We start from the raw sequence: 21,353 nt of genomic DNA, 5'->3' as shown, positions 1-21,353 counted from the left end.
CTCCCTAGAGGCCGCGCAACCGGCGCGGACCGGTGTCGGCGCGCGCGGTGGCGGGGGCGACCCGCGCCGTCACGGACGTCACGTGAGCCCCGACGGGCGTCGCCAGCACCGTCAACCGGCACTCGGCGAGGTCGGGCAGGGCGTCACCCAGCACCGACAGCCGCAGCGCGAGGTCGGCGAGAGCGGCGGTGTCGCAGGGCTGGCTGCCCCGGTAGCCGGTGAGCAGCGGCGCCGCCCGCGGCGTGGTGATCAGCCGCGCGGCGTCCAGCTCGGTGAGCGGCACGGCGGCGTACGCGGTGTCGCCCAGTAGTTCGGTGGCGACCCCGCCGATGCCGAAGGACACCAGCGCGCCGAACGACCGCTCGTCGAACACCGCGAGCTCGACCTGCACGGTGTCGACGGGTTGTTCGAGCGAGATGACGACACCGAGGGCGCCGAGCAGCTGCGCCGCCTCGTCCGGGCCGAGTTCCCGTCCGCCGGCGGTGTCGTCGAGCACCGAGCGCACGAGCGCGCGCGCCGCGTCGAGGTCGACGTCCGTGAGCGTCGGCAACGTGCCGGTGGGCGCCGCCCGCCAGGCGGCGTACCGGGTCGCGCGGGCGAGGGCGCGCACCGCCCGCTCCGGCGACGGGTACGACGGCACCGAGCCGCGCGGCGGCGCGCCCTCGCCGTCGGCGCGCAGCGCGTCGGGCACGCCCTCGTAGCCGAGGAACGTGCCCAGGATCGGCTTGTCGGACGTCGCCGCGACGGCCCGCACGGCCGCGGCGACGTCGTCCTCGATGCCGCGCAGCAGCGGGGGGACGAACACCACCGTGACCGCGTCGACCTCGGGGTCGTCGACCGCTGCCTGCAAAGCCGTCGCGAAGGCCTCGACGCCGGCCTCGACGCCGGTGTCCTCGAGGCGGGTCAGTCGCAACCCCTCGGCGGCGCACGCGTTCGCGACGAGCACCCCGATGGCGGTGGAGTTGCCCACGACGGCGACCCGGTCGCCCTCGGGCAGCGGCTGGGTCGCCAGCAGCACCGCGATGTCGAACATGCCGCTGACCGTCTCGACCCGGATCACCCCCGACGCCTCGAACAGCGCGCGGGTGCCGGCCTCAGGAACCTCGACGGACGTCTGCGCCAGGCCCTCGACCGGCGCGGTCGCCGTGCCGCTCTTCACCGCGATGATCGGTTTGACCCGGCCGAGGCGCCGGGCCAACCGGGCGAACTTGCGCGGGTTGCCGAAGCTCTCCAGGTAGACGAGCACGACGTCCGTCCGCTCGTCGCTCTCCCAGTACTGCAGCAGGTCGTTGCCGGAGACGTCGGCGCGGTTGCCCGCGGACACGAACGTCGAGACGCCGAGCCCGCGCCGCGCGGCTTCTCCGAGGATCGTCACGCCCAGCGCGCCCGACTGCGAGAAGAAGCCGACGCGTCCCGGCTCGGGGGCGAGGGGCGCCAGGGACGCGTTCAGCCGCACGCCGGGGTCGGTGTTGATGATGCCGAGGCAGTTCGGCCCCACCACCCGCATGCCGTTGGCGCGAGCGGCGTTGACGAGCTCCCGCTGCGCGGCGCGGCCGGCGTCGCGCACGTCGTCGTCGGCGCCGCGCTCGCCGAAGCCGCCGGAGATGACCACCAGACCGCGCACCCCCCGTCCGGTGCACTGCTGCACGATGCCGGGCACGGCCGGAGCGGGCACGGCGACGACCACCAGGTCGAGCTCGCCGGGCACGTCGAGCACGGACGGGTACGCGGGCACGCCGTGGACGTGACGGGCGTCGGGGTTGACGGGGTACAGCGGCGCGTCCGGGTTGCCGCGCAGCAGGTTGCGGAAGACGGCGTGGCCGAGCTTGCCCTCGTCGTTGCTCGCCCCGACCACGGCGACCGACCGGGGCCGCACCAGCCGGTCTATCGAGCGCGACTCGGCTCGCTGCTCGCGTTCGCGCATGACCCGTTCGGTCGTCTCGGTCTCGTCGATCGCGAACTCGAGCGTCACCTCGCCGTACTCGATGTGGCGGGTCGTCTCGTACCCCGCCTCGCGGAACACCCGGATCATGTTCGTGTTCTCGGCGAGCACCACGGCCTGGAACCGCCGCAACCCCACCTCGCGTCCGGCCGCGGCGAGGTGTTCGAGCAGCACCGAACCGATGCCGCGGCCCTGGTGGGCGTCGGCGACCACGAACGCGACCTCGGCGTCGTCGGTGCCCGCGTGTCGCTCGTAGCGGCCGACCGCGATGATCTCGCCGCCGAGCTCGGCGACGAACGCGACCCGGTCGTGGTGATCGACGGTGACGAACCGCTGCAGGTCGCGCTCCGGGATGCGCGGATAGGCCGAGAAGTAGCGCAGGTAACGGGTGCGCTGCGACAACCCGCCGTGGAACGCGACCAGCGCCTCGGCGTCCGACGGCACGATCGGGCGCAGGTGCACGGTGCCGCCGTCGGCGACCACGACGTCCGCCTGCCAGTGGGCCGGCGGCTCGGGCAGGTCAGTCGCGGGGGTCATCGGGGTCCAGTCCGAGCAGCGGGAAGACCGCGCGCCGGGTCGCGCCGATGGCACCGTCGAGCCATCCCTCGCCGCCGGGCGCCCAGGGCGTCACCTCGGGCAACGGCTTCTCGCCCATCCGTTCGGGCAGGTCGGCGCGGACGCCGCGTTCGCGCAGGTGCCGCGTCCACCCCGGCGGCACCGCGGTGTCGGCGGCGACGGCCGCGCCGGTGGCCTCGGCCAGCAGGTGCGTCCAGGTGCGCGGCACGCAGCGCAGCACGCCGTACCCCCCGCCGCCGAGCGCCAGCCAGCGTCCGCCGGCGAGCTCGTGCGCGAGCCGGTGCATGCGCGCGATCGCGGCCCGCTGGCCGTCGACGGTGAGCTGCAGGTTGGCCAGTGGGTCCTCGTGGTGGGTGTCGCAGCCGCACTGTGAGACGAGCACGTCCGGACGGAAGGCCCGCACCGCGCCGGGGACGACCGCGTCGAAGGCGCGCAGCCAGCCGGCGTCCGAGGTGCCCGGCGGCAGCGCGACGTTGACGGCCGTGCCCGCGGCGTCGCCCTCGCCCAGCTCGCTCGGCAGGCCGGTGCCGGGGAACAGCGTGCGCGGGTCCTGGTGCAGGCTGATCGTGAGCACGCGCGGGTCGTCGTAGAAAGCCGCCTGCACGCCGTCGCCGTGGTGCACGTCGATGTCGACGTACGCGACGCGCCCGGCGCCCTCGTCGAGCAGCGTGCGGATCGCGAGCACGGCGTCGTTGAAGATGCAGAACCCGGACGCGTGCCCGCGCATCGCGTGGTGCAACCCCCCGGCGATGTTCACGGCGTGCTCGACGTCGCCGCGCCACACCGACAGCGCCGCCTGGCGCGACCCGCCCGCGATGAGGGCCGACGCGTCGTACATCCCCGCGAACACCGGGTCGTCGTCGGTGCCGAGCCCGAAACCGGTGAAGGACGGATTCTCGCTGGCCTCGCGCACCGCCTCGAGATACGCGGCGTCGTGGACGGTGAGCAGGTGCTTCTCGTCCGCAGGCTCGGGCGCGGTCACCGCGAGCCGTTCGAGGACCCCCAGCTCGCGCGCCAACCGGACCGTCAGGTCCAGGCGGACGGGGTTCATGGGGTGGTCGCCGAAGTCGTACGCCAGGTAGCGCTCGTCCCAGATGGCACCCGCTCGACACTCCACGCCCCGACCGTACTGCGTGCACCCGGCCGATCATTGGTAGTTTGCCTACATGCTCAGTAGAGATAGCGCTGACGCGGACGGGGTCGGGCTGGTCCGCAACGACGACCTCGCCGTCGACGTGCTCATCGACGGCGAGCGCGTGTGGTCGTTCAACCCGCGCCGCGACGCCCGCCGGGTCGCCGGGCTGTGGCACGTCCCCTGGCCGGCACCCCTGCGTCCGCACCTCGACGGCATCGCCCGCGTCAGCGCCCGCGAGCACGTCAGCGGCACCCCGCTGTTCGAGAACGAGGTGCGCTTCGGCTCGTCGACGAAGCCCGTCCGGGTGCGCGACAAGGCGGGCCACCCGCTGGCGGTGAACAAGACCGGGCACCTCGGCCGCTCGTTCGACGAGCGCGACCCCGCCATCGTCGCCGGCCTGCTCGACGCCGCCGAGCGGGCCCTGACGCTGCTGCGCCACGAGAGCGGGGTCGACGCGTTCCTCGCCTTCGGCGGCCTGCTCGGCGCCGTGCGCGAGGGCCGGTTGATCGGCCACGACATCGACCTGGATCTCGGCTACCTCAGCCGGCACACGACCCCGACCGACGCCATCCGCGAGTCCTACGGGCTCGAACGCACCTTCCGCCGCGCCGGCTGGCGCACCTGGCGGTTCTCGGGCCTGGACTTCAAGGTGCTGGCACCCGGGCTCACCACCGCCGCCCGCTGGATCGACGTCTTCGGCGGGTTCGTCACCGGAGGCACGTTCTACCTGATGCCGAACGTCGCCGCGCCCGCCGCGCAGGTCGGCATCCTCCCGCTCGGCACGATCGAGCTCGAGGGACGGACGCTGCCCGCGCCGGCACGTCCGGAGACGTTGCTCGAGGCGACGTACGGCGCCGGCTGGCCGGTGCCCGACCCGTCGTTCACCTTCGAGGTGCCGCGCCTGACCGCGCGCCGGTTGCAGGGCTGGACGCGCAGCAGCGTCGCGAACCGCAACCACTGGCTGCCCTTCTACGGCAGCGCGAAGCGCAGGAACGTGCCGGAGGAGCCGTCGCTGTTCGCCCGCGCCGTCGACCTGCACGAACCGGACGGCAGCCTGCTCGTCGACATCGGGTGCGGCACCGGTCGCGACGCCGTGTGGTTCGCGTCCCGCGGCCGTGCGGTGCGCGGGTACGACTACGTGCCCAGCGCCGTGAACGTCGCGACCGCAGCGGCGAGACGCAGCGGCCTGGCCGCCGCCGACCGGCCGAGGTTCGCCACGCTCAACCTCTACGACGCCCGGCAGGTGCTCACGACCGGAGCACTGCTCGGACGGGAGGACCGTCCGCTCGCGCTCTACGCACGGTTCCTGCTGCACGCCCTGAACGACCAGGGACGGGCCAACCTGTTCCGGCTCGCCGGCATGAGCCTGCGCCGGCGCGGCCGGCTCTACCTCGAATTCCGCGTCGCCGCGCCCTCGGGCGGCGCCTACGCCTTCGGGCACCACTTCCGCCGCCCGCTCGACGCCGACCAGGTCGGCAACGAGATCACCGGCACCGGCGGCCGCGTCGAGCACGTCGAACAAGCGCACGGCCTCGCCCCGTTCGGGGACGAGGATCCCTACGTCTGCAGGATGGTGGCCACATGGCAACGCTGATCGAGACCCGTCCGGCCGCGACCACGCGGGCCGCCCTCCCCGACCGCGCCGTCGTGGTCGCGCACGGCCTGCGCGGACGGGCGCTGGTCGCGCGCGCACGCGTCCGCCGCGTCGTCCACGAGGTGCGGGCGCTGTCGCGGGTGCACGCCGAGTTCCAGGAGATCCGCGCGCTGCACCAGCGGGTCGCCGAGCTCACCGACGTCGTCGCCGAGGTGCTGGTGCCCTTGGCCGACCGCGACGAGGAGCGGTTGCAGCGCAAGCTCGCCGAGTACGCGCGCACCTCGTTCTAGCCTGCACGGGTGTCGCACGCACCCGAGTACCCCGTCGTCACCGACCGCCTGCTGCTGCGCCCCCTCGACCCCGTGACCGACGTCGACGCCGTACACGCGTACCAGTCGCGCGAGGACGTCTGCCGCTTCGTGCCGTACTCGCCGAGAACCCGCGAGAAGGTCGCCGAGGTGCTCGCCGACCCGGCGATCCGCTCGCGCATCGACGTCGTCGGGCAGCTGATCACGCTGGGCATCGTCCGGCGGCAGGACGACCGGCTGATGGGCGACATCATCCTGGTGTGGCACAGCCGCGAACACGCCCGCGGCGAGATCGGGTACGTGCTGCACCCCGACTTCCAGGGCCGGGGGTACGTGACGGAGGCGTGCGCGGCACTGCTCGACTACGGCTTCGCCGCGGACGGCCTCGGCCTGCACCGCATGGTCGCCCGGATCGACGAGCGCAACACCGCCTCGGCGGCGGTGCTGCGGCGCCTAGGCATGCGCGAGGAGGCGCGGCTCGTCGATCACGAGTGGTTCAAGGGCGAGTGGGCCACCGAGCTGCACTTCGCGATCCTCGATCACGAGTGGGCGGCCCACCGTCCGGCACTGCGTCAGGAACCCTGAGCCTCGAGGGCGACGGGCTGCCACTCGTTCCACGTGGCCAGCCGCGACTCGTAGTCCTTGGTGGCGATGCCGAGCGGCGCCTCACCGAAGAACACCCGCAGCGGCGGGTTCTCGGCGTCGACCACCTTCATCAGCGCGGCCGCGCTGGCCTTGGGATCGCCCGGGGTCGCGACCCGCTGCCGCCGCTGCTCCATGGCCTTCTCGCGGAACTCGGCGTACGCCTCGAGCTGCTGCGAGTGCTTGGCGGACGAACCGGACCAGTCGGTGTCGAAGCCGCCCGGCTCGATGAGGGTCACGTGGACGCCGAAGTCGGCGACCTCCTGCGCGAGCGACTGGCTCAGGCCCTCCAGCGCCCACTTCGAGGCGTGATAGGCACCGACGAGCGGGAACGCCGAGATGCCACCGATGCTCGACACCTGCAGGATGTGGCCGCTGCCCTGCTCGCGCAGGAACGGCAGCGCCGCCTGGGTCACCCAGAGGGCACCGAAGAAGTTGGTCTCGAGCTGGCTGCGGACGTCGTCCTCGCTCAGCTCCTCGACGAGACCGAAGTGGCCGTACCCCGCGTTGTTCACGACGACGTCGAGCCGGCCGAAGCGCTCGTGCGCCTGCTTCACGGCCGCGAAGTCGGCGTCGCGGTCGGTGACGTCGAGCTGCAGCGGAAGGAAGCGGTCGCCGTACCGCTCGGTCAGGTCGTCGAGGGTGGACGTGTCCCGGGCGGTGGCGGCGACGGAGTCACCCCGCTCGAGGGCGGCGATCGCCCACTCCCGACCGAAGCCGCGGGACGCGCCGGTGATGAACCAGGTCTTGGATGCCATGCCTCCGTACTACCCCGTCCGGCCGGCCCTGGTGCGGTGAGAAACCAGACCGGCGGACGGGGAATAGCCGTCAGGCCAGCGCGGCGGCGAGATCGGCGACGAGGTCGGGGGCGTCCTCGATGCCGACGGACAGCCGCACGAGGTCCGACGGCACCTCGAGCGGCGAGCCGGCGACGCTGGCGTGCGTCATGCGGCCCGGGTGCTCGATGAGCGACTCGACGCCGCCGAGCGACTCGCCGAGGGTGAAGACCTCGACGAGCCCGCACACCTTGAGCGCGGCCTCCTCGCCACCGCGCAACCGGAACGACACCATGCCGCCGAACTGCGACATCTGCTTCGCCGCGATCTCGTGACCGGGGTGCTCGGGCAGGCCCGGGTAGAGCACCTGCGCCACGCCGGGGTGGCCGGAGAGGAAGTCGACGACCTGCGCGGCGTTGGCGCAGTGCCGGTCCATGCGCACGCCGAGGGTCTTGATTCCACGCAGCACGAGCCACGCGTCGAAGGGACCCGAGACGGCACCCATGGCGTTCTGGTGGAAGGCGAGCTGCTCGCCCACCTCGGCGTCGGCGGCGATCAGCGCACCGCCGACGACGTCGGAGTGGCCGCCGAGGTACTTGGTCATCGAGTGCACGACGACGTCGGCACCGTGCGCGATGGGCTGCTGCAGGTAGGGAGAGGCGAACGTGTTGTCGACGACGAGCAGCGCTCCCGCCTCGTGCGCCACCCCGGCCAGCCCGGCGATGTCGGCGATGCCGAGCAGCGGGTTGGTGGGCGTCTCGCACCAGACGACCTTCGTCGTCGGACGGACGGCCGCCCGCACCGCGTCCAGGTCCCCCAACGGCACCGGCGTGAACTCGAGACCCCAATTCGCGCAGACTCGCGCAATCAGCCGGTAGGTGCCGCCGTAGGCGTCGTTCGGCAGGATGACGTGATCACCCGGACGGCACACCGTCCGCAGCAGCGCGTCCTCGGCCGCCAGTCCGCTCGCGAACGCGAGACCCCGCGCGCCGTTCTCTATCGCCGCGAGCGACGCCTCGAGCGCGGTGCGGGTCGGGTTGGCGCTGCGGCTGTACTCGTAGCCTTCGCGCAGCCCGCCGACGCCGTCCTGCTTGTACGTCGAGGTGGCGTAGATGGGGACGACGACCGCACCCGTGCGCGGGTCGGGCTCCTGCCCGTCGTGGATCGCCTTGGTGTTGAAACCCGACACGGTCATTCACCCGCCAGGTGGCCGAGCAGGTCCTGCCGGGTGATGACGCCGGCGGGCTTGCCGTCGACGTGCACGAGCAGGGCGTCGGCGCCGCCGAGCGCCTCGACCGCCTTGTGGACGGTCTCGCCCGAACCGATGATCGGCAGCGGCGGCGACATGTGGGGTTCGACGGCGTCGGCGAGCGACGCGGACCCGGCGAACAGCGCGTCGAGCAGCGCGCGTTCGGACACCGAGCCGACGACCTCGCCCGCCGTCACCGGCGGCTCCGCCTTGACGATCGGCATCTGCGAGACGCCGTACTCGCGCAGGATGTCGATCGCGTCGCGGACGGTCTCGTTCGGGTGGCCGTGCACCAGGGACGGCGTCTCGCCCGACTTCGCGCGCAGCACCTCGCCGATCGTCCCGACGCCGGGGGCGGCACTGAACCCGTAGTCGGACAGCCACTTGTCGTTGAAGATCTTCGACATGTAGCCGCGGCCGCCGTCGGGCAGCAGCACGACGATCACGTCGTCCGGGCCGGCGTCCCGCGCGACGACCGCCGCGGCCACCGTGGCCATGCCGCACGAGCCACCGACGAGCAGGCCCTCCTCACGGGCGAGGCGCCGCGTCATCGCGAACGAGTCGGCGTCGCTGACGGCGACGATGCGATCGCAGATCGTGCGGTCGTAGGTGTCGGGCCAGAAGTCCTCGCCCACGCCCTCGACCAGGTACGGACGGCCGGTGCCGCCGGAGTACACCGAGCCCTCGGGGTCGGCGCCGATGATCTGCACGCGCCCGTCCGACACCTCCTTGAGGTACCGGCCGGTGCCGCTGATCGTGCCGCCGGTGCCGACGCCCGCGACGAAGTGGGTGATGCGGCCGTCGGTCTGCTCCCAGATCTCCGGGCCCGTGGTCTCGTAGTGCGAGCGCGGGTTGTTGGGGTTGGCGTACTGGTTCGGCTTCCATCCGCCCTCGGTCTCGCGGGCCAGCCGGTCGGAGACGGAGTAGTACGAGCGAGGGTCGGCCGGCTCGACGGCGGTCGGGCACACGACGACCTCGGCGCCGTAGGCGCGCAAGGTGTCGATCTTGTCCTGGCTGACCTTGTCGGGGCAGATGAAGATGCACTTGTAACCGCGCTCCTGCGCGACGATGGCCAGCCCGATGCCGGTGTTGCCCGAGGTCGGCTCGACGATCGTGCCCCCGGGCTTGAGCTCGCCCGACTCCTCGGCGGCGTCGATCATGCGGACCGCGATGCGGTCCTTCACCGACCCTCCGGGGTTGAGGTACTCGACCTTCGCGAGGACGAGCGGGCCGTCGGGCACGGTGTGTCGCAGGCGGACCAGCGGGGTGTTGCCGATCAGCTCCACGAGCGAGTCGCTGTAGCGCATGCCGCCACGCTATCGGCCCCGGTGGCCGGGCTGGATAGCCTGTCGCTCGTGAGCCGAGTGAAGACGGCCCGCAGGGTGGCACTCGTGGGCGGGGGCATCGTGGGCGCAGTGGGTGCCACGGGCACCGGTGCGCTCGCCGGACTCATGTACGCCGAGACGAAGCTGGCCCGCCGGCGCATCCCGCAGGCGACGGACGCGCCCCCGGTCTCGGACGACACCACCTGGGCGGCGGCCGGGGTCAGCCCGCACCGCACCCCCATCCGCATCGCGGTGCTGGGCGACTCGACCGCCGCCGGCTACGGCGTCGAGCACGACCGGGAGACGCCGGCCGCCCAGATCGCGATCGGCATCTCCGAGGCGGCACGCCGCCCGGTGCACGTGACGAACGTGGCCGTGGTGGGCGCGGAGTCGCACGAGCTGCCCGCTCAGCTCGAGGCGCTCGGCAGCCGCCGTCCCGAGATCGCGATCATCATGATCGGCGCCAACGACGTGACCGCGCGGCGCGCGCCTGCTGAGGCCGTCCCCTTCCTCGAGCAGACCGTCGCCACGCTCGTCGACCGGGGCGCCGACGTGGTCGTCGGCACGTGTCCCGACCTGGGCACGATCCGTCCGCTCTCGCAGCCGCTGCGGGCCTACGCCCGGCGGCTGTCACGCAGGATGGCGCGCGAGCAGACCGTCGCCGTCGTGCGCGCCGGCGGGCGGACGGTGTCGCTGGGTGACCTGCTCGGGCCGCTGTTCGCCTCCCGGCTCGAGCTGTTCAGCGCCGACCGCTTCCACCCGTCCGCCGCGGGGTACGCCGAGGCGGCCAACGCGGTGCTGCCGTCGTGCCTCGACGCCCTGGGACTGCGGACGCGCGCCCGCTCGGCCAGCACCTTCACCACCCGGCGGGTCAAGCCGGTGGCCCGCGCCGCCGCGCAGGCGGCCGCCCATCCGGGCACCGAGGTCGTCGCCGCCGAACGGTTCGGCCGCAGCGAGAACCGCAACGGCCCGCTGGTGCGGCTGCGACGACGGCTGCCGCGGCGCCGCCGGCCCCCTGTGACCCCGGACGCCGCCGTCCCGCTCGACTGACGCGCGGTGGCACGATCGGAGGCAAACCGCCGTCCGTCCGAGGAGCTTCCGTATGCCCGACGCCGTCATCGTCTCGACCGCCCGTTCGCCCATCGGCCGCGCCGCCAAGGGGTCGCTGGTGTCGATGCGCCCGGACGAGATCGCCACCCAGATGGTGCGCGCCGCCCTCGACAAGGTGCCCGCCCTCGACCCGCACGACCTCGACGACCTGATGATGGGTTGCGGCCAGCCCGCGGGCGAGTCGGGTTTCAACGTCGGCCGCGCGGTGGCCGTCGAACTCGGCTACGACTTCCTGCCCGGCACGACGGTCAACCGGTACTGCTCGTCGTCGCTGCAGACGACCCGCATGGCGTTCCACGCGATCAAGGCCGGCGAGGGCCACGCGTTCGTGTCCGCGGGTGTCGAGACGGTGTCGCGCTACGAGCACGGCCGCTCCGACCTGCCCGAGGCCCGCAACGAGCGCTTCGCCGAGGCACTGCAGCGCACCGCGAAGGCCGCCGAGTCGGGCGCGACCGAGTGGCACGACCCGCGCGAGGACGGCGACCTCCCCGACCTCTACATCGCGATGGGGCAGACGGCCGAGAACGTCGCGCTGAAGTACGGCGTGAGCCGCGAGGACATGGACCACTTCGGGGTGCGGTCGCAGAACCTGGCCGAGGCCGCGATCGCGTCCGGGTTCTGGGCGAACGACATCACCCCGGTGACGCTGCCCGACGGCACCGTCGTGTCGAAGGACGACGGCCCCCGGGCCGGCGTCACCTACGAGGCCGTCTCGCAGCTGAAGCCGGTCTTCCGTCCGGACGGGCGGGTGACCGCCGGCAACTGCTGCCCGCTCAACGACGGCGCGGCCGCCGTGGTCGTGATGAGCGACGAGAAGGCGAAGCAGCTCGGCCTCACCCCGCTGGCCCGCATCGTCAGCACCGCGGTCTCCGGCCTCTCGCCCGAGATCATGGGCGTCGGCCCGATCGAGGCCAGCCGCAAGGCCCTGCAGCTCGCGGGCATGAGCATCGGCGACATCGACCTGGTCGAGATCAACGAGGCGTTCGCCGTCCAGGTGCTCGCCTCGCAGCGCGAACTCGGCATCGACATGGACCGGCTCAACGTCAACGGCGGCGCCATCGCCGTCGGCCACCCGTTCGGCATGACAGGCGCCCGCATCACGTCGACGCTGATCAACTCACTGAAGGCCCATGACAAGCAGTTCGGCCTCGAGACCATGTGCGTCGGCGGCGGTCAGGGCATGGCGATGATCGTCGAGCGGCTGTCGTAGGAATTCTTTTCCGGACCCGCGTAACCCCCGGCGTGGGGTCTCGTTGAACCAGGTACAACACGCCGGCGGGACAGCAGGTGGGGACCTGAGTGGGGATCCGCCGGCCGTGGGGATCAGGGACGATGGGCGCCGCGACCGTGGGTGGGTCGCGGCGCCCCTCTGATTTTCCATCTCGGAACGACGAACGGGCGGGCCTCCGCGAGGAGGCCGGCCCGTCGTCGCGTGATGTGCGTCAGTCGCTGCGGACGAAACCGAGCAGGCGCAGGATCTCGAGGTAGAGCCACACCAGCGTGACCGTGAGACCGAAGGCGGCGAGCCACGCCATCTTCTCGGGCGCGCCCTGGCGGATACCGCGCTCGACCATGTCGAAGTCGAGCACCAGGTTGAACGACGCGATCGCGATGCACAGCAGGCTGAAGCCGATCGCGAGCGGGCCGCCGTCACGCAGGCCCAGCCCGCCGTCGACGAACAGGTAGGCGACCAGGTTCACCAGCATCAGGCCGAAGACGCCGATCGTGGCCCCGACGACGATGCGGGTGAACCGGGGCGTGACCCGGATGGCGCCGATCTTGTAGACGAACAGCATGCCGATGGCGACCATCGCGGTGCCGGCGACGGCCTGGATGACGATGCCGGGCTTCCACTGCTCGAACATGTGGCTGATCGCGCCGAGGAAGACACCCTCGAACGCGGCGTAGATCAGCGCGGTGGTCGCGTTGACCCGTCCGGAGAAGGACAGGAACAGGCCGAGCGCGAGCCCGCCGAACGCGCCGATCAGCAGCGCGGGCAGGTAGAGGCGCTCGGGGACCGCCACCCACGTGACGGCGCCGGCGAGCAGCACCACGCCCAGCATGGCCGCGGTGCGCTGCACGACGGCGTCGAGCGTCATGTAGCCGCCGCCCTGGCGGGGGCCCGCGTACGCCGGCTGGTCGTACATGCCCTGCAGATCGCCGGCGCTCGGCGTCGGCGGACCGTTCTGGCCCATGCGGCCGAAGTTGTTGATCACCGGGTTCGACACCGCGATCGACCTCCTGAAATCGTTCCCCGGGGCCGGTCCGGCGGGTGCCGGACGGATCCCTCGTCGTCTACAACGCAGCTTAGGCAGCGCCCGTTCCTGCGCATCTCGGCAGCATCGGTACCCACAGCTGTCACACACGCACCACCGAGGGCGGCGCGAGCGCTGTGCCGCCAGCCACTCGTGCTTGCCGGAGCGCGGACAGCCGGTACATTTACCTGGTACGAGGTGTACCACCTTCGGTGCACCGACTCCGCCGATCCTCCTGGGGGGCACCTGCATGTCAGGACGCAACCGCCGCGGGCGCGACGCGATGGGCGTGGGCCTCGCCGCCGTCAACAAGCTGGCGCAACTGCCCGTCATCGACCGCCTCGGCCTGCGCAAGCAGACCGAGCGGGCCGTGTACGAGGCGAGCAAGGCCGGGTTCCGCACCGTCGCCACCGCGAACCGCACCTTCACGAAGGTCCAGTCGCGCGGCGGTGGCAAGCGCCCGTCCACCTCGTCCGGCCGCGGCCTGTTCGATCTGAACCCGACCGACGAGCAGAAGATGATCATCGAGGCGACGAGCGAGTTCGCCGCCGAGCAGCTGCGCCCGGCCGCCGTCGAGGCCGACGAGGCCTGCGAGGCGCCCGACACGCTGCTCAAGCGGGCGGTCACCGAGATCGGCATCACCCAGCTGGCCGTCCCCACCGCCCTCGGCGGCATGAGCGACGAGCGGTCGGTCGTCACCGGCGCGCTCGTGGCCGAGGCCCTCGCCCACGGCGACATGGGCCTGGCCGTCGCGCTGCTCGCGCCGGCCGGCGTCGCCAACGCGCTCGTCCTGTTCGGGGACGAGGGCCAGCAGCAGACCTATCTGCCCTCCTTCGTCGGCGACGACGTGCCGGCGGCGGCCCTGGCCGTCACCGAGCCGCACCCGCTGTTCGACCCGTTCGCGCTGAAGACCGTCGCGCGGCGGTCGTCGTCCGGGTTCGTCATCGACGGCCTCAAGTCGCTGGTGCCGCGGGCGGCCTCGGCGGAGCTGTTCGTCGTCGCGGCACAGCTCGAGGGCAAGCCCGCCCTGTTCCTGGTCGAGTCCGGGAGCCAGGGCATCTCGATCGAGTCCGAACCGGCCATGGGGCTGCGAGCCGCGTCCACCGGACGCCTCCTGCTCGACGGGGTGGCGGTGCCCTCGGAGGCGTTGCTCGGGGGAGCAGCCGACGGCACCGGCGCCACGGACGCGTACACGCAGGCGATCCGCCTCAGCCGTATCGGCTGGGCATCGCTCGCCTGCGGTACCGGCAAGGCCGTCTTGGACTACGTCATCCCGTACGTCAACGAGCGCAAGGCGTTCGGCGAGCCCATCAGCAACCGCCAGGCGGTCGCGTTCATGGTCGCCAACATCGCCATCGAGCTCGAGGGCGCGCGGCTGACGACCCTGCGCGCCGCCTCACGCGCCGAGCAGGGCAAGACCTACGCGCGGGAGACGGCGCTCGCCCGCCGCCTCACCGCCGAGTACGGCATGCAGATCGGTTCGAACGGCGTGCAGCTGCTCGGCGGCCACGGCTACGTGAAGGAACACCCGGTGGAGCGCTGGTACCGAGATCTCCGCGCCGCGGCGGTCATGGAAGGTGTGGTGTTGGTCTGATGGGCATCTCGCTGGACGTCCCGAAGAAGTTCGAGATGGTCGTCAACCAGGCGCACCAGGTCTCGACGGAGATCTTCCGTCCGATCTCGCGCAAGTACGACCAGGCCGAGCACGAGTACCCCAAGGAACTCGACACGCTCGCCGCGCTCATCGACGGCATGAACGACGGCGGCGAGGGCGGCACGGGTGCCCGCGGCGTCCGCCGCGACACCAAGGAGGAGAAGCCGGGCAACAAGAACGGCACCAACATGTCGTCCGTGCTGTCGATCATGGAGGCCTGCTGGGGCGACGTCGCCCTCGTGCTGTCCATGCCGCGGCAGGGGCTCGGCGACGCGGCGATCGCGTCGGTGGCGAACGAGGAGCAGCTCGAGCGCTTCGGTGGGCTGTGGGCGTCGATGGCGATCACCGAGCCGGGCTTCGGGTCCGACTCGTCCGCCGTCTCGACCACGGCGGTGCTCGACGGTGACGAGTACGTCATCAACGGCGAGAAGATCTACGTGACGTCGGGTGGACGTTCCAACGCGGTCGTCGTGTGGGCGACGCTCGACAAGTCCAAAGGCAAGGCGGCGATCAAGTCGTTCGTCGTCCCGAAGGACACGCCCGGCTGCCGGGTCGAACGGCTCGAGCACAAGCTCGGCATCCGCGCGTCCGACACCGCGACGATCATCTTCGAGAACTGCCGGGTGCCGAAGGAGAACATGCTCGGCAACCCGGACGTCAACGACGACACCGGGCAGGGCTTCGCCGGTGCGATGCAGACGTTCGACAACACCCGTCCGCTCGTCGCCGGCATGGCCGTCGGCTGCGCGCGGGCCGCCCTCGACGAGATCGAGGACCTGCTGAAGCAGGCGGGCGTCGAGATCGACTACGACAGGCCGAACTACACGCAGTCGGCCGCCGCGGCCGCGTACCTGCAGATGGAGGCCGACTGGGAGGCCGCCTATCTGCTCACGCTCGAGTCGACCTGGATGGCCGACAACCGCAAGGCCAACTCGCTGCAGGCGTCCATGGCCAAGGCGAAGGCCGGCCGCGTCGGTGTCGAGATCACCACGAAGTGCGTCGAGCTCGCGGGCTCGCTCGGGTACAGCGAGAACTCGCTGCTCGAGAAGTGGGCGCGCGACTCGAAGATCCTCGACATCTTCGAGGGCACGCAGCAGATCCAGCAGCTGATCATCGCGCGGCGCCTGCTCGGCAAGAGCTCCAGCGAGCTGAAGTAGCCGCTCGGACACACGCGGACGGGGTGGGACGGCGACGGCCGTCCCACCCCGTCCGTCGTCCGCGGCAACGGTGCATCGCGGCCCGGACGACGGCCCGGGACACAACGCCGTGTCGGCGCGCGCGGGATCATCGGGCGCAGCTGCCCGCACCGCGAAGGGACCACCGCCATGACCTCCGACGCTCCCTGCCCGCTCGACGGGGTGCTGGTCGCCGACTTCAGCCGGGTGCTGGCCGGACCCCTGGCCACGATGTTCCTGGCCGACCTGGGCGCGACCGTGATCAAGGTCGAGCAGCCCGGTTCGGGGGACGACACACGGCAGTGGGGCCCGCCCTACGTCGCCGACACGACCACGTACTTCACCAGCGTGAACCGCAACAAGAACAGCCTGACGCTCGACCTGCGCGACGACGGTGACCTCGTGCTGGCCAGGACGCTCGCCGCCCGCGCGGACGTCCTCGTCGAGAACTTCCTGCCCGGCACGCTCGCGCGCTACGGCCTCGACGCCGCGACCACCCGCGCGACGAACCCGGGCCTCGTCTACTGCTCGATCTCGGGGTTCGGCTCCGGCGCAGGCGCGACGCGACCCGGTTACGACTTCGTCGTGCAGGCGGTCGGCGGGCTGATGAGCATCACGGGCGCGCCCGAGGGCGACCCGACCAAGGTGGGGGTGGCACTCGTCGACGTCCTGACCGGGCTGCACGCCACGATCGGCGTCCTCGCCGCCCTGCGCGCGCGCGACTCCGGCGGGCAGGGGCAGGTCGTCGAGGTGAACCTGCTGTCGAGCCTGATCGCGTCGCTGGTCAACCAGGGAGCGGCCTTCGTCAACGGCGCACCGCCCCCTCGGCGCATGGGCAACGAGCACCCGAGCATCGCACCGTACGAGACGCTGCGGACCGCCGACGCCCCACTGGCCGTCGCCGTGGGCAACGACAGGCAGTTCGCGGCCATGGCCGACGCCCTGGGCAGACCCGAGCTGGCGACCGACCCGCGGTTCGCGACCAACCCCGACCGGGTGGCGCACCGGTCCGAGCTGGTCGCCGAGCTCGAGGCGGCGCTCGCCGCGGACACCGCCACCGCATGGTCGCAACGCCTGCTCCGGGCCGGCGTCGCCTGCGGCCCGGTCAACGACCTCGGCGCCGCCATCGCGCTCGCCGAGCGTCTCGGCCTGGCCCCGGTCCACGAGCATCCGGCCGCCCGTCCGGGCGATCCGCCGATCCGCACCCTCGCCAACCCGGTGACGCTGAGCCGCACCGGTGTCCGCTACCGGTCGGCTCCGCCGTCGCTCGGCGCCGATTCCGCCCGGCTGCGAGCCTGGCTGGCGGACGTGCGCGAGCGTTGACGCCGGGTGCACGTCGCCCGGATTGTTTCGCGCGATCATGCGCTAAATGCACGACGCGCCGCCACACCCTGGCCGTCCCGCCCGCCGCTCGCTACGTTCGCAAGGGTGATCGACGTGCAGCCGCAGTTCCGCGAGTGGGTCCCGCAGATGCAGACCGAGCCGGAGGGCACGTCACTGGCGCGCCTCGCCGAGCGGGCGTGGGAGCGGTACGGCGGCGACTCGTCCCTCGTCTTCGAGGGGACGGCCATCACGTCGGCCGGCCTCGGCGCGACGGCGCGGCGGTTCGCCGCCGGCCTCGCCTCGCTCGGGGTGGCGCGCGGCGACCGGGTCGCGATCTGCATGGCGAACTGTCCCGAGGTGCTCGCGAGCTATCACGCGACCTGGCGGCTCGGCGGTGCGGTGACGCCACTGCTGTTCCTGCTGTCCGAGGCCGAGCTGCGCCACGCGCTCGACGACTCGGGGGCGACGGCGATCGTGACGACACCGGAGTTCCTGCCCAAGGTGCTGGCCGCCGCGGACGGGCTCGACGTCCGCGTCGTCTCGGCCGGAGGTGGTGACGGTGCGGTCGCGTTCGCCGAGCTGGCGGACGGCCCCGAGGCGCCGCTCGTCGACGTCGCGCCCGGCGACCTCGCCGCCCTGCTCTACACCGGCGGCACCACCGGACGCAGCAAGGGCGTGATGCTCAGCAACGACGCGCTGTCGTGGGCGGCGTGGGCGGCCACGCTGAACACGGTGGTCGACGACCACACCGTGTCGCTGCTGCCGCTGCCGCTCGCCCACGCGTACGGGCTGCTGGTGGCGACGATGTCCCTGCACGCCGTCCGCCCGTCGCGCACCGTGCTGATGCGCTGGTTCGACCCGGCCGGGTGGCTGCAGCTCGCCCAGGACGAGAAGGTGCAGACCGGCGCCCTGGTGCCGACGATGCTGCGGTTGCTGCTCACCCAGCCGCTGGAGCGGTACGACCTGTCGTCCCTCGCGCGGCTCACCAGCGGTAGCGCCCCGCTGCCGGCCGAGGTGCGCGACGAGTGGTCGCGGCGCGTGCCGCACGTCGAGATCGTCGAGGGTTACGGCTGTTCCGAGGTCGCCGCGCTCGGCACCGCGACGCCCAGCGGGGCGGTGCGTGCGGGCAGCGTCGGTCAGGCGGCGCCCGGCGTCGCGCTGCGCATCGAGAAGGCCGACGGCGCCGAGGCGTCGCCCGGCGAGGACGGTGAGGTGCTGCTGCGCAGCCCCGGCGTGATGACCGGCTACTGGCACGATCCGGACGCGACCGCCGCCGCGGTCCGGGACGGCTGGTTCCACACCGGCGACGTCGGACGGGTCGATGCGGACGGGTTCCTGGTCATCGTCGACCGCATGAAGGACGTCATCATCCGCGGCGGCTTCAACGTCTACCCGCGCGACGTCGAGGACGTGCTCGTGAGCCATCCGGCCGTCGCGGTCGCCGCCGTCGTCGGACGCCCGGACGAGGAGCACGGCGAGGAGGTCGTCGCGTTCGTGCAACTGCACCCCGACGCCACCGCGACCCCCGACGAGCTGATCGCGTTCGCCCGCGAGCGCCTGTCGGCGGTCAAGTACCCGCGCGAGGTGCACGTGCTCGACCAGGTGCCGCTCACCAGCATCGGCAAGCTCGACCGCAAGGCGCTGCGCACCCGGGTTCGCCCCTGACCGGGTCCCGGGTACGCCTCGGGGCGCTCACCGATGTGCGGTGAGCGCCCCGCGACGCATCGTGGACCCATGACGATCACCACGGACCAGAAGCGCCTCACCCGACCCCGCCGGGGCCGCATGATCGCCGGCGTGTGCGCCGGCATCGCCGACCGGTACGGCTGGTCGCGCAGCACCGTCCGCATCGTGGCGGTGCTGTCGTGCCTGCTGCCCGGGCCCCAGTTCCTCGGCTACCTCGTGCTCTGGGTCGCCATGCCCGAGCGCACGGACTAGGCGACCCGCTCGGCGGCGGCCGGCTGCTCCAGCGCGTGCGCCAGGATCTCGGCGACGTCGGCGACCGGCCGCACGTCCAGCGCCTGCAGCACCTCGCTCGGCACGTCGTCGAGGTCGGGCTCGTTGCGCTGCGGGATGAACACCGTCTTCAGCCCGGCCCGTTGCGCGGCGAGCAGCTTCTGCTTCACCCCGCCGATGGGCAGCACCCGGCCGTTGAGGGTCACCTCGCCGGTCATGCCGACGTCCGAGCGGACGGGCACGCCGGTGGCCAGTGACGTCAGCGCCGTCACCATCGTGACGCCGGCGGACGGGCCGTCCTTCGGCACCGCGCCCGCGGGCACGTGCAGGTGGATCGTCCGGTCGAGCGACTCGACGAGGTCCGGACGGTGCGCCCGGAGGTAGCTCAGCGCGATGTGCGCCGACTCCTTCATGACGTCACCGAGCTGACCGGTCAGCGTCAGCTTCGCGTCACCCGGCGAGGCGGACGCCTCGATGAACAGCACGTCGCCGCCGGCACCGGTGACTGCGAGACCCGTGGCCACGCCCGGCACCGCCGTCCGCTCCGCCGACTCGGGCAGGAACCGCGGCCGGCCGAGGAACTCCTTCAGGTTGGACTCTCCGACCGACACCGGGCCGTCCTCGGTGGCCAGCTTCGTCGCGACCTTGCGCAGGATCTTCGCGAGCAGCCGCTCGAGCTGGCGGACGCCGGCCTCGCGGGTGTACTCCCCCGCGACGGTGCGCAGCGCCGCGTCGTCGACGGTCACCTCCGACTTCTCCAGCGCCGCGCGCGACAGCTGCCGCGGCAGCAGGTGGGTGCGGGCGATGGCGACCTTGTCGTCCTCCGTGTAGCCATCGAGCGTGACGACCTCCATGCGGTCGAGCAGCGCCGCCGGGATGGTGTCGGCGACGTTGGCGGTCGCCAGGAACACGACGTCCGACAGGTCGAGGTCGACCTCGAGGTAGTGGTCGCGGAACGTGTGGTTCTGCGCCGGGTCGAGCACCTCGAGCAGGGCCGCCGCCGGGTCGCCGCGGTAGTCGGAGCCGACCTTGTCGATCTCGTCCAGCAGCACGACCGGGTTCATCGACCCCGCCTCGGCGATCGCGCGGACGATGCGGCCGGGCAGCGCGCCGACGTAGGTGCGCCGGTGGCCGCGGATCTCCGCCTCGTCCCGCACGCCGCCGAGGGCGACGCGCACGAACTTCCGTCCGAGCGCGCGGGCGACGGACTCGCCGAGCGACGTCTTGCCGACGCCGGGCGGGCCGACGAGCGCGAGCACCGCGCCGGAGCCGCGTCCGCCCACGACCTCGAGACCGCGCTGCGCGCGGCGCGAGCGCACGGCCAGGTACTCGACGATGCGGTCCTTCACGTCGTCGAGACCGTGGTGGTCGGCGTCCAGGATCTCCCGGGCGCCCTTGATGTCGGTGGTGTCGTCCGTCCGGACGTTCCACGGCAGGTCGAGCACGGTGTCGAGCCAGGTGCGGATCCAGCCCGACTCGGGGCTCTGGTCGGACGCGCGCTCGAGCTTGCCGACCTCGCGCAGCGCCGCCTCACGCACCGCCTCGGGCAGCTCGGCCGCCTCGACGCGGGCTCGGTAGTCCTCCGAACCCTCCGGCTCGCCCTCGCCCAACTCCTTGCGGATCGCGGCGAGCTGCTCGCGCAGCAGGAACTCGCGCTGCCGCTTGTCCATGCCCTCGCGGACGTCGGTCTGAATCTTCTCCGACACCTCGAGCTCGGCGAGGTGGTCGCGCGCCCAGCCCAGGACGCGCAGCAGGCGTGCCTCGAGGTCGGGGGTCTCGAGCAGGTCGCGCTTCTGCTCGTTCGACAGGTACGGCGCGTAGCCGGCGAGGTCGGCCAGCTCGGACGGGTCCGAGATGCGCTGCACGGAGTCGATCACCTGCCAGGCGTTGCGGCGCTGCAGGATCGCGACGACGACGGTGCGGTACTCCGACGCGAGCTCGCGCACCTGGTCGGTGACCTCGTCGGGTTCGACGGGTTCGGCCTCGACCCACAGCGCGGCGCCGGGGCCGGGCACGCCGGTGCCGAGCTTCGCACGGCGCTCGGCGCGCAGCACCGCGGCGGTCTGGCCGCCGGGCAGCCGTCCGACCTGCTCGATGGTGGCGATGACGCCGTAGGTGGGGTAGCGGTCGGACAGTCGCGGAGCGAGCAGCACGGTGCCGTCGGAGCCGGCGCGCGCGGCGTCGATCACCGCGCGGGCGTCGGCGGCGTCGGCGCCGATCTCGACCGGCACGACCATCCCCGGGAGCACGACGGTGTCGGGCAGGGACAGGATCGGCAGGGTCAGCACATCGGTCATGGGGATACGCCTTTCTTGAGCGATACCGGCTCAAGG

The 21,353-nt window shown here is 72.5% G+C and carries 17 protein-coding genes; 10 read left to right on the top strand and 7 right to left on the bottom strand.

Going from position 1 to position 21,353, the window contains the following annotated elements; all coding sequences use genetic code 11:
* Positions 1 to 4: 4 nt before the first annotated feature.
* A complete protein-coding gene (locus ACYVP9_RS00835; RefSeq protein WP_460602790.1) occupies positions 5 to 2,479 on the bottom strand; it encodes a bifunctional acetate--CoA ligase family protein/GNAT family N-acetyltransferase in 2,475 nt (824 codons plus the stop codon).
* Positions 2,463 to 3,635 (bottom strand): acetoin utilization protein AcuC, encoded by a 1,173-nt coding sequence (locus tag ACYVP9_RS00830; protein ID WP_460602789.1) that lies wholly within the window; start codon positions 3,633 to 3,635, stop codon positions 2,463 to 2,465. The genes ACYVP9_RS00835 and ACYVP9_RS00830 overlap by 17 nt, the downstream gene beginning before the upstream one ends.
* A 49-nt stretch (positions 3,636 to 3,684) precedes the next feature.
* Between ACYVP9_RS00830 and ACYVP9_RS00825 the strand changes: the two genes are divergently transcribed.
* Genes ACYVP9_RS00825 through ACYVP9_RS00815 form a run of 3 tightly spaced genes read left to right on the top strand, consistent with a single transcriptional unit; the run spans position 3,685 to position 6,140 of the window.
* The gene (locus tag ACYVP9_RS00825) at positions 3,685 to 5,247 is read left to right on the top strand and encodes a methyltransferase domain-containing protein (RefSeq protein ID WP_460602788.1); all 1,563 of its coding nucleotides are present in this window, start codon (positions 3,685 to 3,687) and stop codon (positions 5,245 to 5,247) included.
* Positions 5,235 to 5,537, top strand: a complete 303-nt coding sequence (locus ACYVP9_RS00820) for a DUF6752 domain-containing protein (protein WP_460602787.1) — start codon at positions 5,235 to 5,237, stop codon at positions 5,535 to 5,537. The genes ACYVP9_RS00825 and ACYVP9_RS00820 overlap by 13 nt, the downstream gene beginning before the upstream one ends.
* Before the next feature lie 9 nt (positions 5,538 to 5,546).
* On the top strand, positions 5,547 to 6,140 hold the full coding sequence (locus ACYVP9_RS00815; protein ID WP_460602786.1) for a GNAT family N-acetyltransferase: 594 nt from the start codon (positions 5,547 to 5,549) through the stop codon (positions 6,138 to 6,140).
* On the opposite strand, the gene ACYVP9_RS00810 is transcribed toward ACYVP9_RS00815, so the two are convergent.
* The 3 genes from ACYVP9_RS00810 to ACYVP9_RS00800 form a co-directional block, all read right to left on the bottom strand.
* Positions 6,128 to 6,955: an SDR family oxidoreductase gene (locus ACYVP9_RS00810; protein WP_460602785.1), complete on the bottom strand. Its 828-nt coding sequence runs from the start codon at positions 6,953 to 6,955 to the stop codon at positions 6,128 to 6,130. The genes ACYVP9_RS00815 and ACYVP9_RS00810 overlap by 13 nt on opposite strands.
* Before the next feature lie 70 nt (positions 6,956 to 7,025).
* Positions 7,026 to 8,168: a cystathionine gamma-synthase gene (locus ACYVP9_RS00805; protein ID WP_460602784.1), complete on the bottom strand. Its 1,143-nt coding sequence runs from the start codon at positions 8,166 to 8,168 to the stop codon at positions 7,026 to 7,028.
* Complete coding sequence (locus tag ACYVP9_RS00800) at positions 8,165 to 9,529, bottom strand: cystathionine beta-synthase (RefSeq protein ID WP_460602783.1); 1,365 nt, start codon at positions 9,527 to 9,529, stop codon at positions 8,165 to 8,167. Before ACYVP9_RS00800 ends, ACYVP9_RS00805 begins: the two co-directional genes overlap by 4 nt.
* Before the next feature lie 48 nt (positions 9,530 to 9,577).
* Here ACYVP9_RS00800 and ACYVP9_RS00795 point away from each other — a divergent pair, with 48 nt between their 5' ends.
* Both ACYVP9_RS00795 and ACYVP9_RS00790 read left to right on the top strand, forming a co-directional pair.
* Positions 9,578 to 10,597, top strand: a complete 1,020-nt coding sequence (locus ACYVP9_RS00795; RefSeq protein ID WP_460602782.1) for an SGNH/GDSL hydrolase family protein — start codon at positions 9,578 to 9,580, stop codon at positions 10,595 to 10,597.
* Positions 10,598 to 10,649: 52 nt separating this feature from the next.
* Positions 10,650 to 11,867 carry an acetyl-CoA C-acetyltransferase gene (locus ACYVP9_RS00790; protein ID WP_460602781.1) on the top strand — a complete coding sequence of 406 codons (1,218 nt, stop codon included), beginning with the start codon at positions 10,650 to 10,652 and terminating at the stop codon, positions 11,865 to 11,867.
* A gap of 232 nt (positions 11,868 to 12,099) precedes the next feature.
* On the opposite strand, the gene ACYVP9_RS00785 is transcribed toward ACYVP9_RS00790, so the two are convergent.
* Positions 12,100 to 12,885: a Bax inhibitor-1/YccA family protein gene (locus ACYVP9_RS00785; RefSeq protein WP_460602780.1), complete on the bottom strand. Its 786-nt coding sequence runs from the start codon at positions 12,883 to 12,885 to the stop codon at positions 12,100 to 12,102.
* 310 nt (positions 12,886 to 13,195) lie between these two features.
* On the opposite strand from ACYVP9_RS00785, the gene ACYVP9_RS00780 reads away from it, so the two are divergent.
* The 5 genes from ACYVP9_RS00780 (at position 13,196) to ACYVP9_RS00760 (ending at position 19,002) form a co-directional block, all read left to right on the top strand.
* The gene (locus tag ACYVP9_RS00780; RefSeq protein ID WP_460604257.1) at positions 13,196 to 14,506 is read left to right on the top strand and encodes an acyl-CoA dehydrogenase family protein; all 1,311 of its coding nucleotides are present in this window, start codon (positions 13,196 to 13,198) and stop codon (positions 14,504 to 14,506) included.
* On the top strand, positions 14,506 to 15,723 hold the full coding sequence (locus ACYVP9_RS00775; RefSeq protein ID WP_460602779.1) for an acyl-CoA dehydrogenase family protein: 1,218 nt from the start codon (positions 14,506 to 14,508) through the stop codon (positions 15,721 to 15,723). The genes ACYVP9_RS00780 and ACYVP9_RS00775 overlap by 1 nt, the downstream gene beginning before the upstream one ends.
* A 168-nt stretch (positions 15,724 to 15,891) precedes the next feature.
* Positions 15,892 to 17,064, top strand: coding sequence for a CaiB/BaiF CoA transferase family protein (locus ACYVP9_RS00770; protein ID WP_460602778.1), 1,173 nt, complete (start codon positions 15,892 to 15,894; stop codon positions 17,062 to 17,064).
* Between the two features lie 105 nt (positions 17,065 to 17,169).
* Complete coding sequence (locus ACYVP9_RS00765; protein ID WP_460602777.1) at positions 17,170 to 18,729, top strand: class I adenylate-forming enzyme family protein; 1,560 nt, start codon at positions 17,170 to 17,172, stop codon at positions 18,727 to 18,729.
* A 69-nt stretch (positions 18,730 to 18,798) separates the two neighbouring features.
* Positions 18,799 to 19,002, top strand: a complete 204-nt coding sequence (locus tag ACYVP9_RS00760; RefSeq protein WP_460602776.1) for a PspC domain-containing protein — start codon at positions 18,799 to 18,801, stop codon at positions 19,000 to 19,002.
* On the opposite strand, the gene lon is transcribed toward ACYVP9_RS00760, so the two are convergent.
* Positions 18,999 to 21,317: an endopeptidase La gene (gene lon, locus ACYVP9_RS00755; RefSeq protein WP_460602775.1), complete on the bottom strand. Its 2,319-nt coding sequence runs from the start codon at positions 21,315 to 21,317 to the stop codon at positions 18,999 to 19,001. The two genes, ACYVP9_RS00760 and lon, sit on opposite strands and share 4 nt — an antisense overlap.
* Positions 21,318 to 21,353: the final 36 nt, after the last annotated feature.

This window comes from Jatrophihabitans fulvus (assembly GCF_054781375.1).
The sequence above is the reverse complement of the archived record's forward strand: the minus strand, read 5'-3'. Positions and strand labels throughout refer to the sequence as shown.

Excerpts from the sequence above, each read along its gene's own strand:
- ACYVP9_RS00835 (WP_460602790.1), bottom strand. The coding sequence starts at position 2,479 with ATGACCCCCGCGACTGACCTGCCCGAGCCGCCGGCCCACTGGCAGGCG.
- ACYVP9_RS00775 (WP_460602779.1), top strand. The coding sequence starts at position 14,506 with ATGGGCATCTCGCTGGACGTCCCGAAGAAGTTCGAGATGGTCGTCAAC.
- ACYVP9_RS00820 (WP_460602787.1), top strand. The coding sequence starts at position 5,235 with ATGGCAACGCTGATCGAGACCCGTCCGGCCGCGACCACGCGGGCCGCC.
- ACYVP9_RS00825 (WP_460602788.1), top strand. The coding sequence starts at position 3,685 with ATGCTCAGTAGAGATAGCGCTGACGCGGACGGGGTCGGGCTGGTCCGC.
- lon (WP_460602775.1), bottom strand. The coding sequence starts at position 21,317 with ATGACCGATGTGCTGACCCTGCCGATCCTGTCCCTGCCCGACACCGTC.
- ACYVP9_RS00805 (WP_460602784.1), bottom strand. The coding sequence starts at position 8,168 with ATGACCGTGTCGGGTTTCAACACCAAGGCGATCCACGACGGGCAGGAG.
- ACYVP9_RS00810 (WP_460602785.1), bottom strand. The coding sequence starts at position 6,955 with ATGGCATCCAAGACCTGGTTCATCACCGGCGCGTCCCGCGGCTTCGGT.
- ACYVP9_RS00770 (WP_460602778.1), top strand. The coding sequence starts at position 15,892 with ATGACCTCCGACGCTCCCTGCCCGCTCGACGGGGTGCTGGTCGCCGAC.
- ACYVP9_RS00760 (WP_460602776.1), top strand. The coding sequence starts at position 18,799 with ATGACGATCACCACGGACCAGAAGCGCCTCACCCGACCCCGCCGGGGC.
- ACYVP9_RS00800 (WP_460602783.1), bottom strand. The coding sequence starts at position 9,529 with ATGCGCTACAGCGACTCGCTCGTGGAGCTGATCGGCAACACCCCGCTG.
- ACYVP9_RS00790 (WP_460602781.1), top strand. The coding sequence starts at position 10,650 with ATGCCCGACGCCGTCATCGTCTCGACCGCCCGTTCGCCCATCGGCCGC.
- ACYVP9_RS00780 (WP_460604257.1), top strand. The coding sequence starts at position 13,196 with ATGGGCGTGGGCCTCGCCGCCGTCAACAAGCTGGCGCAACTGCCCGTC.